The following is a 14,230-nucleotide window of genomic DNA, read 5'->3' on the forward strand; positions in this document are numbered from 1 at the left end:
AGCCGCGAAGCGGCCCCTCCGGCTGATTGAGTAGCCGCGAAGCGGCGTGTCGAAATCGGCCCCCCGCTACAACCCCAGGTGCACCCGCAACGCCTCGTCGACCTCACCCATCAGCTCGGCCGGCACCCACCCGGCGGCACCCGCGATCCGCGACACCGACACGGTGCGCACCTGCTCCGCCTGCGCCTTCGAGTCGCGGGGCAGGCCGGTGGCGGATGCGGGCAGCAGGGCCTGGAAGGGGTACACGCGGGTCGTGTTGCTCGTGATCGGCACGACGGTGACGACGCCGTTCGCCCGCGTCGCGGCGGCGTTCGCGGTGTTGTTGCTCACGATGACGGCGGGTCGGGACTTCGCCGCCTCCGACCCCACCACCGGATCGAAGCCGACCAGCACGATGGCTCCCCGACGCAGCAGCGCCGTCGCGGATCCGTTCACGCGCCCAGCCCATCGGCCGCTGTGCTCTCCCAGCCGTCGTCCTGCCACTCGCCGAAAGCTTCGGCGTAGGCGTCGGCGAGCTCGCTCTCGCGCAGCATCCGGATGGCGTCGTGCAGCGCGGCGGAGCGGCTCGCGTACCGCCCGGAGAGCGTCTGGGTGTCGACGTAGGCGAGGTCGTCGCTCGGCAGGCTGATGCTGACCTTGACGCTGCTCATGCGTCGATGCTACCGCGGTCATACCGTAGGTGCTACCGGTCTGCGGTGGGCTGATTTCGACACGCGCCTTTGGCGCTACTCAATCCGCTGCGCGATTTCGACACGCGCCTTCGGCGCTACTCAATCCGCTGGTGGTGCACCCCAGCTGGTTGAGTAGCGCCCGCAGGGCGCGTGTCGAAACCAGCCGCGGCTAGACTCGACCGGTCGCCGCACCCCGGCGGCACGGCCGTGGGGCTGGCCGTTCCCAACCTCGGATGACCCGACAACAGTCCCTACCGCCCGGCGCGAGCCTGCACTCGCGCCGCCGGTAGGGAAGGAGCCAGATGTCCGACACCCCGCACGACGCGTTCCCCGAGCTGCCGCTCGACCCCGATACCGACGTCGTCGAGCTGCCGCCCGGACCCCCGCAACCGGCGCACCTGCGCCCCGCGCTGCTCGCGCTCGTGTTCGCGGGCGGCGCTCTCGGCACGGCCGCGCGCGAGGGTCTCGGCCTCGTGATCCCGGCGGATGGCGGGGTGCCGTGGGCGGTCCTCGCCGCGAACCTGGCGGGCGCGTTCCTGCTGGGGGCGCTGCTCGAGGCGCTCGTGCGCCGGGGGCCCGACCACGGCATCCGACGCAACCTGCGTCTGCTCGTCGGCACCGGGTTCATGGGCGGCTTCACCACCTACAGCGCGCTCGCCACCGACTCGGCCGCGCTCGTCGGCGCGGGCAGCGGCTGGCTCGCCCTCGCCTACGCGGTCGGCACCGTGGTGGTGGGCGCGCTCGCGACGGCGGCGGGGATCCTCATCGCCGCCGCGACCCATCGCGCGCGCGGCTCCGAGGGGGTCGCCGGATGACCCCGCTGCTGATCCTCGTGGTCGCGGTCGCGGGCGGGCTGGGAGCGGTGGCGCGCTTCGTGCTCGACGGCCTCATCCGCTCGCGCGCCGGGTCGCGGATGCCGTGGGGCACCCTCGCGATCAACCTCTCGGGCTCGCTGCTGCTCGGCCTGCTCGTGGGCGCGGTCGGCGCGGGCGCGCTGCCGGGGGAGTGGCAGTGGGCGCTCGGCACCGGGTTCCTCGGCGGGTACACGACGTTCTCGACGGCGAGCTTCGAGACGGTGCGCCTGCTGCAGGAGCGCCGCTACGGCGCCGCGCTCATGACCGGGCTCGTGCAGCTGGTCGCGGCGACGACGCTCGCCGGCCTCGGCCTGTTCCTCGGGGGGCTCGTGTGACCCGCGTGCTGCTCGCCCGCCACGGCCGCACGGCGCTCAACGCCGACGGCCTGCTGCGCGGCCTCGCCGATCCGCCGCTCGACCGCCGCGGACGCGCGGAGGCCGCCGCGCTCGCCGATGCCCTGCGCGCCGCCTTCGGATCGGATGCCGTGACCGCCGTGCTCGCGAGCCCGCTGCAGCGCGCTCAGCAGACCGCCCGCGCGGTCGCCGGCCGTTTCGGGGTCGAGTCGGTCGCATCCGACCCCGGTTTCACCGACCGCGACTACGGCGAGTGGACGGGGCAGCCGCGCGACGAGGTGGTGGCCCGCTTCGGCAGCGTCGACGCGGCGCCCGGCGTGCAGCCGGAGGGCGAGGTGGTGGCGCGCGCCCGCGCCGAGCTCGACGCGGTGGCGGACGCGCATCCCGAGCAGACCGTGGTGGTGGTGTCGCACGACGCCGTGATCCGCCCTCTCGTGGAGTCGCTCGAGGGCGCCGGCACCGACTTCATGCTGCCGACCGGCTCGTGGTGCGAGCTCGTGCGCACCGGCCGCGAGTGGACCGTGGTGTCGGTCGGCAACTCGCCTGTCGAGGCGCGCTGACGCCCCGAACTCAGCGGATTGAGTAGCGGCCGCAGGCCGCGTGTCGAAATCGCGTCGCGAGGGGCTGGATTTCGACACGCCCGCTGCGCGGGCTACTCAATCCGCGAGGGGCGCCAGCACCCCCAACGCCGCATCCACGTGCTCGCCGAGCTCACCCCCGCGCTCGAGCCACACCTCGAACCCGCGCCCGAACGCCCCGACCGCCGCATCCGCGATCGTCGCCGCCGCCAGCTCCGGCACCCCGCGCGCCCGCAGCGCCGCGGCACCCGCATCCTCGAGCGTCGCCATCTTCAGCAGCTCCCGCTCGCGCAGGCTGTCGTTGGCGGCGATCGCGCGCCCGCGGCGCCGCGAGTATTCGAGGTCGTCGAGCAGCCCGGCGACCGCTCGCGCGCCGCGTGCCGCCGCCGCGAAGGCGCTGTCGGCATCCGGTGCCGCGGCGATCGCCGTGACGAACGCGTCCTGCAGGGCGGTCGAGCCCGAGAACAGCACCTCGCGCTTGTCGCCGAAGTAGCGGTAGAAGGTGCGCTCGGTGACGCCGGCGCGGGCGGCGATGTCGGCGACGGTGGTGTCGTCGTAGCCCTGCTCGAGGTAGAGGTCGAGGGCGGCCGCGGCGAGGCGGTACTGCGATCCCGGTGCCCAGCGTCCCATGGGGCGAGTCTAGTGATGTCAGAGCATGACATCGAGTGATACAGTCATGTCACACACTGACATCAGGAGGTTGACATGAGGTACTTCGTCACAGGTGCGAGCGGATGGATCGGGTCGGCGTCGGTCGCCGAGCTGCTGTCGCGCGGACACGAGGTGGTGGGCCTCGCGCGCAGCGACGAGTCGGCGGCGAAGGTGGAGGCGGCGGGTGCGACCGCGGTGCGCGGCGGGCTGACCGACCTCGACGTGCTGCGCGCCGCCGCATCCGACTCGGACGGCGTGCTGCACCTCGGCTTCGTGCACGACTTCAGCCGTTTCGAGGAGTCGGGCCGCATCGAGCGCGCCGCCGTCGAGGCGTTCGGCGAGGTGCTGGCCGGCAGCGACCGCCCGCTCGTGGTGGCATCCGGTTTCGCCGGCTACGGCCTCGACCGCCCGATCGTCGAGTCCGACCCGAACCCGACCTCGGGCCCGGATGCGCCGCGCGGCGGCAGCGAGAACCTGGCCCTGTCGTTCGCCGCGGATGGCGTGCGCTCGGCCGTGGTGCGTTTCGCCCCGACCGTGCACGGCGCGGGAGACCACGGCTTCATGAGCGTGCTCGCCCAGATCGCCCGCACCACCGGTATCGCCGGCTACCCGGGCGACGGCACCACCCACTGGCCGGCCGTGCACCGCAGCGACGCCGCCGCGCTCGTGGCGACCGTGGTCGAGAGCGCCCCCGCCGGCACGATCGCGCACGCGGTCGCCGAGCAGGGCATCGAGTCGCGCGAGATCGCCGCGATGCTCGGCGCCGCACTCGGCGTGCCGACCGCGTCGATCCCCGAGGCGGATGTGATGACCCACTTCAGCTGGCTCGGCCGCTTCTTCGCCGCCGACATCGAGGCATCGAGTGCCGCCACACGGGAGCGCTTCGGGTGGGCCCCGGTGGGGCCGACGCTTGCGGAGGACATCGCGGCGGGTGCGTACTCCGACCCCAGGTGATCGAGGAGCGCCGCGAAGCGACGCGTCTCAAGCTCGCCGCCGCCTGACCGCGGATCGACCGCGTCGACATCAGTTGCCTGAGCCTCCGCACGATCTGATCGCCCACGAAATGGGGGTCAACGGATCCCCGACTTCACCCGATCCGGGTCGCCGAAGGCCCTAACCTCGAACCCAGGTGCGGAGTGCGCCTCAGGACTACCCCTATGCAGGCTTGTCCCTCGGGGTACGTCAGGCGAAGATGACCTGGGAGCTACGTCGGTGTCGACAGTGCGAGCGGTGAACGGAGTTGCGCCCCGGCGAGCGCCGGCGCAGCGATACGCCGTGGCCTCGAAATGGCCTCTCATCATGGGAGGCCTCGCATTCGCATTCGGTACGGCGCTGGCCCTCTGGACGGCACTCACCGCCGAGGTGCAACCGTTTCTCGGCAACTCCACCTTTCCATTCGCTGCTGTGTCTGCTCTTCCTCTCAGCATCGGAGGCTATGTACTGACCCCTCTGGTCGTCTTCGCGGCGCTGCTGTGGGATCGGCTTGCTCAACGTCTCGGACTCCGTGATCGGAACTTCGCGTTGCGCCCCGCTTACTCGCGTGCCCTGCAATGGCTCTCCGCCGGAGCGATGCTTGTGGGGATCTGGCACGTCCTCAATATCGCCTACGCTGCGAGCGGCACATGAAGCGCGCTCTCGCTTTCGTGACGACGACTGCTCTCGCCATCCTCATGTCGGTGGGATTCGCCTCTGGGGCATCGGCGGCTGGAGGCTACGAACTCACTTCTATAGCCAAGGGCGGGGTCGAAGACCTCCGCCAGTGCCTCGCGTCGTCCGACACTCTTGATGTGTTCTATCTCATCGACAGTTCGGGCAGCATGAAGGACACCGACAGCGGAATCGTCCGGGCAGACCTACTTGCCAACAGCCTCCGAGAGCTCGCCGGCCTCAAAGAGGGCCTCACCCTGAACTACGCTGCGAGCTTCTTCTCCACCCGCTACCTGCCCGAGATCGACTGGGTGGACGGGATCACTGCGGCTGATGTGGATGCGCAGGCCGACGCATTGGCGAACGCGATTCGCGCCAGGCCTCCCGCTGGAAGCACCAACTGGCTGCAGGCGGTGACGAGTGCGCAGTCGAGCGTCGCAGCACAGCACCAGAAGACGAACGGTTGTCAAGCGCTGATCTGGCTCACCGACGGCGGGATCTGGGTGGGGGACAACTCCGTTTCGGCGAACGCTACCGCTCTCAACAGCATGTGCGGGGCACCTCTCGTAGCGGGAGGTGCGGCTCCGGATCCCACTTCGCGCGGAACATTCAGCGAGATGCGACAGGCCGGCGTGATCGTCTTCGGCGTGATGCTCCGCGACGAGTCGGTTCGCGACACCCAAAGCGAGTATGTGAAGTTCATGCGTCCTCTCGTGGAGGGCCAAGACGGCGACATGAACTGCGGCGAGTACCCGGACGGACACGACGAACGCTATGTCAGCGGTGTGTATCTCCAGGCCGCGAACGCGGGTGACCTCGCGCGCGTATTCCTCAGGTTGGGAGCCCTCGTCGCGGGCGGAGCCGAATCCCCCTTCGGGCCTGACGGCGAGTTCCCGGTCGACGCAGGCGTCGCCAGCTTCTCGATCGTCACCGACAACGGATCGTGGCGGCTGACAGCCCCAGACGGCTCCGTCGTGACGGCTGCGAATGCAGATGCTGCGGGTTTCGATGTCGACCAGTCAGGACAGGCAGTGCGACTCACGTTGCGCGCGGTCCGGACGAGCGACATCGGGACCTGGAAGCTCGACACTCGCACGGATACGGATTCTTTGCTGTATTCGAGTGGTCTGCGTCTGGCTCTCGATCCCGGAGGGACTTTCGTCGCCGGGAGCGACTATGAACTCACAGGTCGCGTGGTTCGGGAGGGCGCTGACCTCACTGCGTTGCCGGTCGCGCTCGACGCCAATGAGTACACCCCGCGGGTCGGTTACGTGTCGCCGAGCGGGCTGATCGCGGTCGAACTCAAGGAAGTACACATCGATCCCACGGGCGGTGACTTCTCGTTCACGCTCAGCACGGCCGACGTGCCGCCCGGCAGCGCGACGTTCACCGTCTCGCTCACAGACGTGTCGTCGAGCGCAGCGCACATCCCACTCGCCGACGTCTCGGTCAAGATGCAGGTCGAAGTGACCGTCCCGGGGGACTATCCGTCGATTGCCGCGGTGGAGTTGTCGGACCTCAATGGTTCTGATGGTGTCGCCAGCGGAGCACTCACCATCGTGCCTCCGACCGAGCAGCCGAGCGGATCCGTGTGCTTTCCCGCGGGTGTGACACCGATCGTTGATTCGGACTCAGCCGACCGTTATACGTCGTGGGTGTGGGGCGGCCTGAAAGAACTCGAGCTCGACTCCGGAGGTTGCCTCACGGTCACGTCGCCCATCGACGTGACCTTGACTGCAGCCAACCCCGACGCTGCGAACAGCAAGGTGGCGGCCCATCTCGATGTCATCTACAAGACCTCATCCGGCGACGAGCTTCCCGGCTCCGTGCCGATCTCGTTCGTCACCACCCGTCCCGTCAATGGCGCCGCTTTCGCCGTTCTCATGGTGGGGCTGCTCCTCGCGGGACTCCTGTTGCCGCTGGTCGCACTCTGGATCTTCAGCTGGTTGTTTACACGGATCACCCGCGGCTCGCACCTTCATCGGGCCTCCGTCCCTGTTCGGATCGACGCCTCAGGTCGTATGACGACGGAAGATGGGCGCCCGCTGGCCAAACGGGATTGGTCCCTCGACGACTTCCCGTTCCACAGCAAGCAGCCGGACTCGCGGCGATTCTCCGATCCGCAACTCGGCACCTTCCGAGGTCGTGTCCCTTGGAATCCCTTCTCGCGCCCCTGGTATCAAGTCGCGGCGCGCGAGGGTATGGTCCTCTTCGGCCCGGGCGGGTATCTGCCGCGCTCCTTGAGCCAGAAGCGCGCTGCTGGCCGCGTGCTCGGTCTGAGCGGGGATCTTGGGCGTGTATGGGCCGTGACCATGGCGGCGGCCACGCTCAGCACGTTGCGCGACGATCCGGTTGCTGCAACTCTCGTCGTCTTCCTTCGCAATGAGACCGGAGACAAGTCCGCATATCGCGAACGCATCGCGAAGCTCGCTTCCGATGGGTCACTGGAACGGCAGCTGACCGCCGCGCGTGAGGCGGTCGCCGCCGAGCTCTCAGCCAATAGCACCAAGACGACATCGGGGGCTGCACAGAAGGCACAGGCCGGCGCAACCGAGACCGGTGCAGCTCCGCGCCGAAACGACGGGATGCCCGACAGCGAGCCGCCGCGCCGGCAACGGGGCGCAGAGGCCGCCGAGCCTCCTCGTCGGTCGTCGAGCTCCGACGGCCACCCGCCGCGCCGCGGAGTCTCAGGTGACGGCGGGCGGTCCTCTCATCCGGACGTATCGCCGCGCTCCGGGGGCGGCACTTCCGCGTCCGACCCGAATGAGCCGCCTCGGCGCACGCCTGCGCCATCCGACCCAGGAGAGCCACCACGGCGCTCGCGATGATGATTCAGCACTGACAAGAGACGAGGACCAGAGATGTTGCGACCCTTTCTGATCGTGGGTGTCGGTGGCTCCGGCGGCAAGACCATCCGAGGCCTCCGGCACGCCCTCGAGTTGCGACTCGAGCAAGCGGGCTGGAAGCGCGGCATCCCCGCCGCGTGGCAGATGATCCACTTCGACACCCCCCTCAAGCAGGACGGCACGGACTACGTCATGCCGTTCATCCCCGCCACCGACTACAAGGGTCTCGTCGCGAGCGGTGCTTCGTATGACGGCGTGCACGCATCGATCGTCGCGCAGGGGATCCCCGCCGACGTCGCGAGTGATGTCATCCGGATGTTCCCCGACCCGGCCCGCGTCAGTGTCGACGTGACGAAGGGGGCCGGGCAGTTCCGCGCGGTGGGACGGGCGGTTGCTGTCTCCAAGCTCGGCGAGATCTCGAAGGCCGCGAGTGACGCCATCAATCGTATGCAGGACGCGACTGCGCTGGGCGAGCTCCAGTCACTTGGCGAGTACCTCGGCGCGCGGGCCGAAGGCGGCAAGTCGGCCAACCCCACAGTGATCGTCGTCTCCTCGATCGCGGGTGGCTCGGGCGCCGGACAGTATCTCGACGTGATCGAGGCGGTGAAGTCGGTCGTTCGCAACGAGCCGTGGGCGCACCAGTTCTTCGCGCTGCTCTACGCACCCGATGTGTTCGACCAGATCAAGGGTTCCGCCGGAATCGCGAGCAACGCGCTCGCTACGGTGGCGGAGACGATGTCGGGGTTCTGGACCCAAACCCCGTCGAAGGCGACCCTCGAGCTCTACCGCAGCAAGGGTGTGAGCTCCTCGTTCGGATCAGCGCGCGATCGAGTCGGCGCGGCCTACCCCTTCATCATCGGTCGCCAGAATTCTCGAGTCGCTTTCGACAACCAAGGCGACGTCTACTCGGCAGTGTCGACGAGCATCTCGGCGTGGATGGCTGACGACAAGGTGCAGGGTGACATCGATGAGTACGTCACGGGCAACTGGAGCGCGAGCGTTGCGGCGTCGGTGCTTCCGGACAACACGAAGCTGATGAGGCCGCTCGATCAGGCGCCCCCGTTCTCGTCTCTCGGTTTCGGCCGGGTGACGCTCGGCCGGGAGAAGTTCCTCGACTACGCCTCCGAGCGATTCGCTCGTTCCGTTCTGGACCGCATCCTCTATGCCCACGGCGAAGAGGACCCTCGATTCGAGCAGCGCACGGAGAACGAATGGATCGACTATCGGAAGTCTCAGACGCTCGAGGCGTTCGTGCGCGACCTGCGTTTGGACGAGGAAGCCGATGGTCGCGATGACGTGATCAACCAGCTTCGGCCCGAAGATCTTCGCAAGTCGCTCGCTCTGGAGTTCCGTCAGCAGGTTCTCGACGCCAGCGCCCACAGTTTCGACAAGACAGGCGGCCTCGACGTCAACGACTGGCACTACCGCTTGACGGCTGCACGCGACGACCTCGTCGGCGGCTACCTCGCTCGTGATACGGCGGGAGTCGACGAAAGAGTCTCGCGTTGGGTCGCCGAGGCGCCGCCGCACATTATGGACACGATCGAGCGCTTCATCGCTCGCCAGGGTCTCGCCGTCGTGACCGAGTTGATGCGGGAGCTCTCCCGGATCCTTCGTGCCGCGTCCGAGAACCTCGCGAAGGAGGCGGAGCAGCGTCGCGGCTGGCTGACCCGGGTATCCGGCCGTGTCAGTGAGTCGCTCGCCGCCGCGGCCAACGCGGATTCGATCCGACCCGATCAAGACGTCGTCGAGCAGGCGTTGAACGATATCGAGGACTCCTTCGAGTGGGAGGCAGAAGCCAACCTCCGCGAGATCGCCTCGAAGCTGCTCGTCGAACTCCGTGCGGACTTCATCGACCCGCTCGCCGACTACCTCTCCTCGTCGCGTCAAGCCCTGCTTTCGCGAGTGACCGACCGACTGCAATCCGATGGCCGCGAGAATCCGTTCGATAGCTGGCCCAAGCGCGTCGATTCGACAGTGCCGCGGAAGTACAAGCCGGCTCCGAATGAGCGACTTCTCGTGCCCCACACCGATTATCCGGAGGAGTTCGAAAGACTGGTCGAGGGTTCGTACGAGAAGCGCCGCTATCAGGAAGCGATTCTCGACGCCGTGGCCGACATGGTGCGCGGACCGTCCATCGACGACGGGATCGAGACGTCGAAGATGTGGTCGTTCATCGACTTGCGGCGCGGATGGAAGCCGGCGACGACCGGAAACCCGGCGCAGCGCTCTGCGAATCAGGAGACGCCCCGGTTCTTCGTCGCGAATGAGCTCGACGACTACCAGGAGCGCGCACGTCTCTGGATGCTGCGCAAGGGCTATCCCTTCTTCGCATACATCTCTGAGAATCTCGAGGACTACTTCAACGCCGAGGAGATCGACCCCAATCGACTCAAGCAACGCCGCGACACCTTCCGCGAGGGCCTGACGGCCGCCCTCGGAGCCAGCGAGCCGCTCGTCAAGCTCAATCCCTCGCTTCTCTCGGAGGTGCACGGCAAGTCGATCGGCGACGGCAATCGGATGGTCTTCAGCGCGATTCCCTTCGCCGAGGGAACGGAAATGTACGAGGTCACCAAGTCTGTGCTGACGAGCGCAGGCATCTGGGACGAGAACGTCTCGAAGGGGTGGTTCAAGGACGCGAAGGTCGACGGCATCGAGGTGTTCGCGATGTCAGGCTTCCCGTATGAGCCGATCGTCATGGATTCCGTGATGGGGCCGATCGCCCGCGGCTGGCTGACCGATTCGACGACGGTCGAGTCGCGCGCGGCGTTCTGGAAGTGGAAGCGCGCTCGCCTGTTGCGGGAGGCGGTTCCTGCCGATCCCGAGGTCTTCGATTCGATGGTTCGAGGATGGTACGTCGCCAAGGTGCTCGGGCAGCTCGACGTCGACCGAACGGACGTCGACCGTGGGCCGAAGCTGTCGGTATGGGATGCCGAACGGCGGGAGTTCGCGACGTTCCCGCACCCGCTGCTCTACCCCGGCTCAGCTCCCGCCCACGATTACCCCGGAGCGATCATGGAGTCGCTCATCATCGCACTCGCGCTCTGCAACTCTCAGGGATCCCTTGCCCCCTTGCGTCCGTATCAGGCGCTCATGCGCCTCGGCGGGCAGCGCAACCAGCTGTCTCCGATCGTGACTGACTGGCTCCGTGATGGCGCACTTCCGCAGGGCAGCCCGACGCCGGCTGCCGACCGTGCCGGTACCTCGGGTGGCGATCTGCTTTCGCGTCAGACGGCAGTGCGCGAGCACTTGGACAAGGAACTGACGGACTTCCGTGAGGGAGTCGCGCGTCAAGATACGGATACCTCGGTCTTCGCATACCCGGTCAGTTGGGAGATCCGCGACTCGATCCAGACTGGGCTCCGCGAGCTGCGGGACGGTGTGCTGGAGACGAAGCCCGACTCGACAGGTATCTGAGTATGACCATGTGGCGAGACGGCGCCGTGAGCATCGTGCTGTTCTCGACGGGAGCGCAGGGCGATCAGCTCCTCGAGTTGGCGCGCGAGTGGACGAAGCATGGTCTGCTCGCGCCCGCGGCGTGGGTGCGCCCAGAGCAGATCACACGCGGCGACGGCCCCCCGGGGGTGCTGGCGACTCTCGTCGACGTCGATGAGAGCGGCGAGCTGATCGAGGCGGATGTCGATCTGTTCGAGATGCTCGCGATCGAGACGATCAACCGCGTTCGTCTCATCAAGCTGCGCTCGCCGTCACGGAACCCGCAGGCTGACGAACTTCAAGATGACGCATCGGACATCGTCAGCAGGTACGTGGCCTTCTCGATGCCTCAGACGCACCCGTCTGCTTCAGGTTCTGCTGACGCCGTCGAACTCATCCGCACCAGCCTCATCTGCACGCCTACTCAGGTGCAGCTTGACGAAAGGCTGCGCGGCGCCGAGAACGATTCGAGTGTCGTCGTCGTCGGCTCGCCGGAGGACCGCACCACCCCGAGCGCGGGTGATGCGTTCGTGAGGGAGAACGAGCGTTTCGACGGTTTCGTCTTGATGCATCTCGCCACGCTCGCCGGACTGTGGCGTGGAACACCGATCGGGACGCTCGAGATGTTCGAGCGCGAGAGCTCGGCGGCCCAGAGCATCTGGTTCCAACGGGTGTTCGTGCGAGGGGTGCTCACGCGAGGCATCGCTCGTCGCGCGGCCGCCGATGTGCTCGAGCGGCTCGTCGAGCATCGCGGTTCGGTCTCCGCGGCGGGCGTGACGGTGATCCCGGATGGAACCTCAGTGATTCCCGGCGAACGGGTTGCGACATACGTCGACCGGATGGTCGAGGCGGGCATGTCCCTCGACGACTCCGCGCTCGCGTTTCGCCAACCGCGGCTCGATCGGGAGCCAGCGCGTGAGAGCATCGGGATCTGGCAGCAGTTGGGCATGTTCGCGCGGTTCTCGGGCGGCAAGATCGCTCGTATCCCTCACTGGGCGTTCTTGTGGTTCCACGACCTTTTCGCCCGCAGGCTCTCGACCGAGTTGCAGGGCGAGGAGGGATATCGCGAGCTCGCGCTTCTGCTCGATCAGGAGCCAGACGCCATGGATCGGCGACTTCTGCTGACCGTCGAGCGGCTCCGGTCGCCGCAAGCTCAGCTGCCCCATGGGACGACCGCCGCTCCACTCGACCACCTTGCGCCCCGGCTCTGGGCGGGGCTGCGCAAGCTCGTCTTCGCGTCCGTGGATGGCAGCGCCGGTTCCAGCGACACTTTCGCACCCATCGATGGACGCGTCCCGGTGTTCGACTCGCTGGATCCGATCGCCCCCGACCCGCGGGGCGCCTGGGAACATCCGTCGCCTCCGCGTGGCTTCCCGTCGCGAGTCAGTTGGGCCGACTTCCGGCGCGATCAGACATTGCGCGACAAGCTCGTCACGGTGGTCGATGAGTCGACGAAGAAGCGAGACTCTGCGCGAGCGGACCACACGGAAGCCACGTCGACGCTCGAGGCGGTGAAGCGGGAGCATGCCGCCCTCCAGGCGAGGCTCCTCGGCGAGGGCGCCCTGAAGGCGCGGTCGGACGGCCGGATCGCCGCGGTGAAGGCGCCCAAGGATGCCGAGGCCGATGCAGTCGCCGCGCGCCAGGCGGCGATCGCGGAGTGGCAGGGTCTGGGCGAGCGCCTCAAGGCGGCGGCCGCTGCGATCGATACCGCGACCGCGCGCCTGGCGACGGCCATCCGCGAGTTCGACGAGGCGACCGCGTATCTGGGCTACTTCGATGAGTGGATCGCCGAGCAGCGGGCCACCTTCGCGGTGCGGCTCTCCGAGCGGATGGAGGCGGCGAAGTCCACGGCCGACCAGGAACTCGAGGCGGCTGAGAATGGCGGCCCCTCGCTCCCCGAGCTTCGCGAGCTGGTGCGACTCCGTAAAGCGTTCCATCGAGGCCTGCTGGTCGCCGTGATCGTGATCGGCCTGATCGCCGGATTCATCATCGCTCTGCCGAGCCTCGCAGCCTCCGAAGCCGGCAAGATCAATCCGGACTTCAGTGCACGGGTGAAGCAGGTCGTCGAAGACGGCGATTATCCAGAATGGTGGGTTGTCGTGCTGACGGCGCTCGGGCTCCTCCTACTGGTGACCCTGCTGCTGCTGGTCGTCTACTACCGCGGATGGTCGACCTTCGCCCGTCGGGTGCAGCTCGCCGAGTTCTCAGTTGAGACGCGCGCCATCCGCGCTCACGCGCTTCGTGGCGAGCAGCAGCGACTGCAGTCGGTGCACGAGCAGGCGGAGCAGTGGGTGGATCTCGTGTCGACGGCGCTCTACGACCCGTGGCAGATTCCGGAGGAGTGGAGCGACGCGACGCCAGCGACCCTGGACGCGACGCGGATGCCACTCGCGATGTCGATCGGCGAGGCGGTCGAGGGCACAGGCACTGGCGCCGATCGCATCACGCGAGACGCTGCCGCCGAGATCATCCGCAAGGGATGGCGCGACGCGGCGTTCCGCCAGCTTCTCGGCGAAATCGCCGACCGCCTCGGGCTGGACGAGTCGAAGCTCGGGTTGGAAGCGCTCGATTCCGACCTTCCCGAGGCGCCGAACAACTCGCGCAGCCTGGTCCGTCGCTACATGTCCGAGTCGGATGTGCTGAAGACGGTCGCCGAGCATCAGCTCGTCGCCATCGCCGACGGCCTGCAGGACGATCTCCAGTCGGGCGAACGTGTCCGCGTTCAGCCGATCTCACGCGAGGGGGCGATGGCGGCCTTCCGCCGGAATCGCGGAGGCGACGGCAGTCGGGGGTGGAGCGACTTCCTGCTGGAGCCCGTAGTCAACAGTCCGACGACTCCGACTCCCCTGAGCGCGCTCGGTATCGCGAATCACCAGATCCAACGTGCGCACCACGAGCAGGTCGCGTCGTACGTGGTCGCCCCGGAGTCGGTCGTGGAGTCGGCTGCGGCGCTCGCGCGTGATTCGCTGACGGTGCATTCGACGGGTGTCGATTCGAGTGAGGGGTTCGATGCGCTGGTGCGCGTCGACGTCGTCGGACCGGTTCCGCTCGACGCTGTCCACGCACTGGGCGGTGCGCGACCGTCGGCGCTGCCGGTCGTCGGTGCCGAGTCCGACGACTCGGGCATCTAGACGTGAGGGGCGAATGGCGGAGCGCCTTATGTGCACTCGGCGTTCCCGTGGTTGTGCTCGGGGC

The 14,230-nt window shown here is 68.0% G+C and carries 11 protein-coding genes; 8 read left to right on the forward strand and 3 right to left on the reverse strand.

Annotation, left to right across the window (positions count from 1 at the left end):
• Window positions 1-66: 66 nt before the first annotated feature.
• The gene (locus NUH29_RS06420; protein WP_308445752.1) at window positions 67-435 is read right to left on the reverse strand and encodes a type II toxin-antitoxin system PemK/MazF family toxin; all 369 of its coding nucleotides are present in this window, start codon (window positions 433-435) and stop codon (window positions 67-69) included.
• Window positions 432-650 (reverse strand): ribbon-helix-helix domain-containing protein, encoded by a 219-nt coding sequence (locus NUH29_RS06425; RefSeq protein ID WP_258798201.1) that lies wholly within the window; start codon window positions 648-650, stop codon window positions 432-434. The genes NUH29_RS06420 and NUH29_RS06425 overlap by 4 nt, the downstream gene beginning before the upstream one ends.
• Before the next feature lie 323 nt (window positions 651-973).
• Here NUH29_RS06425 and NUH29_RS06430 point away from each other — a divergent pair, with 323 nt between their 5' ends.
• From NUH29_RS06430 to NUH29_RS06440, 3 genes are read left to right on the forward strand one after another with little or no spacing between them, the layout of a single operon-like run.
• Window positions 974-1,486 carry a fluoride efflux transporter FluC gene (locus NUH29_RS06430; RefSeq protein WP_258798202.1) on the forward strand — a complete coding sequence of 171 codons (513 nt, stop codon included), beginning with the start codon at window positions 974-976 and terminating at the stop codon, window positions 1,484-1,486.
• Complete coding sequence (crcB, locus tag NUH29_RS06435) at window positions 1,483-1,860, forward strand: fluoride efflux transporter CrcB (protein WP_258798203.1); 378 nt, start codon at window positions 1,483-1,485, stop codon at window positions 1,858-1,860. Before NUH29_RS06430 ends, crcB begins: the two co-directional genes overlap by 4 nt.
• Window positions 1,857-2,438 (forward strand): histidine phosphatase family protein, encoded by a 582-nt coding sequence (locus NUH29_RS06440; protein WP_258798205.1) that lies wholly within the window; start codon window positions 1,857-1,859, stop codon window positions 2,436-2,438. The genes crcB and NUH29_RS06440 overlap by 4 nt, the downstream gene beginning before the upstream one ends.
• 96 nt (window positions 2,439-2,534) lie before the next feature.
• On the opposite strand, the gene NUH29_RS14570 is transcribed toward NUH29_RS06440, so the two are convergent.
• Window positions 2,535-3,086: a helix-turn-helix domain-containing protein gene (locus NUH29_RS14570; RefSeq protein ID WP_308445753.1), complete on the reverse strand. Its 552-nt coding sequence runs from the start codon at window positions 3,084-3,086 to the stop codon at window positions 2,535-2,537.
• 75 nt (window positions 3,087-3,161) lie between these two features.
• Here NUH29_RS14570 and NUH29_RS06450 point away from each other — a divergent pair, with 75 nt between their 5' ends.
• The 5 genes from NUH29_RS06450 to NUH29_RS06470 all read left to right on the forward strand — a co-directional run bounded on the left by NUH29_RS06450 (window position 3,162) and on the right by NUH29_RS06470 (window position 14,166).
• On the forward strand, window positions 3,162-4,061 hold the full coding sequence (locus tag NUH29_RS06450; RefSeq protein WP_258798206.1) for an SDR family oxidoreductase: 900 nt from the start codon (window positions 3,162-3,164) through the stop codon (window positions 4,059-4,061).
• Window positions 4,062-4,406: 345 nt separating this feature from the next.
• Entirely contained in the window at window positions 4,407-4,733 is a 327-nt protein-coding gene (locus NUH29_RS06455; RefSeq protein WP_258798207.1) for a hypothetical protein, read from the forward strand.
• On the forward strand, window positions 4,730-7,582 hold the full coding sequence (locus tag NUH29_RS06460; RefSeq protein WP_258798208.1) for a hypothetical protein: 2,853 nt from the start codon (window positions 4,730-4,732) through the stop codon (window positions 7,580-7,582). The genes NUH29_RS06455 and NUH29_RS06460 overlap by 4 nt, the downstream gene beginning before the upstream one ends.
• Window positions 7,583-7,615: 33 nt before the next feature.
• Window positions 7,616-11,017, forward strand: coding sequence for a tubulin-like doman-containing protein (locus NUH29_RS06465; RefSeq protein WP_258798209.1), 3,402 nt, complete (start codon window positions 7,616-7,618; stop codon window positions 11,015-11,017).
• Window positions 11,018-11,043: 26 nt separating this feature from the next.
• Window positions 11,044-14,166 (forward strand): hypothetical protein, encoded by a 3,123-nt coding sequence (locus NUH29_RS06470; RefSeq protein ID WP_258798210.1) that lies wholly within the window; start codon window positions 11,044-11,046, stop codon window positions 14,164-14,166.
• Window positions 14,167-14,230 lie beyond the last annotated feature (64 nt).

It is taken from the genome of Protaetiibacter mangrovi (assembly GCF_024752305.1).
Lineage (GTDB): Bacteria > Actinomycetota > Actinomycetes > Actinomycetales > Microbacteriaceae > Homoserinibacter > Homoserinibacter mangrovi.

What these genes read in the sequence shown, in the direction of transcription:
- NUH29_RS06425 (WP_258798201.1), bottom strand. Translation starts at nt 650, where the DNA reads ATGAGCAGCGTCAAGGTCAGCATCAGCCTGCCGAGCGACGACCTCGCC.
- NUH29_RS06430 (WP_258798202.1), top strand. Translation starts at nt 974, where the DNA reads ATGTCCGACACCCCGCACGACGCGTTCCCCGAGCTGCCGCTCGACCCC.
- crcB (WP_258798203.1), top strand. Translation starts at nt 1,483, where the DNA reads ATGACCCCGCTGCTGATCCTCGTGGTCGCGGTCGCGGGCGGGCTGGGA.
- NUH29_RS14570 (WP_308445753.1), bottom strand. Translation starts at nt 3,086, where the DNA reads ATGGGACGCTGGGCACCGGGATCGCAGTACCGCCTCGCCGCGGCCGCC.
- NUH29_RS06450 (WP_258798206.1), top strand. Translation starts at nt 3,162, where the DNA reads ATGAGGTACTTCGTCACAGGTGCGAGCGGATGGATCGGGTCGGCGTCG.
- NUH29_RS06455 (WP_258798207.1), top strand. Translation starts at nt 4,407, where the DNA reads ATGGGAGGCCTCGCATTCGCATTCGGTACGGCGCTGGCCCTCTGGACG.
- NUH29_RS06460 (WP_258798208.1), top strand. Translation starts at nt 4,730, where the DNA reads ATGAAGCGCGCTCTCGCTTTCGTGACGACGACTGCTCTCGCCATCCTC.
- NUH29_RS06465 (WP_258798209.1), top strand. Translation starts at nt 7,616, where the DNA reads ATGTTGCGACCCTTTCTGATCGTGGGTGTCGGTGGCTCCGGCGGCAAG.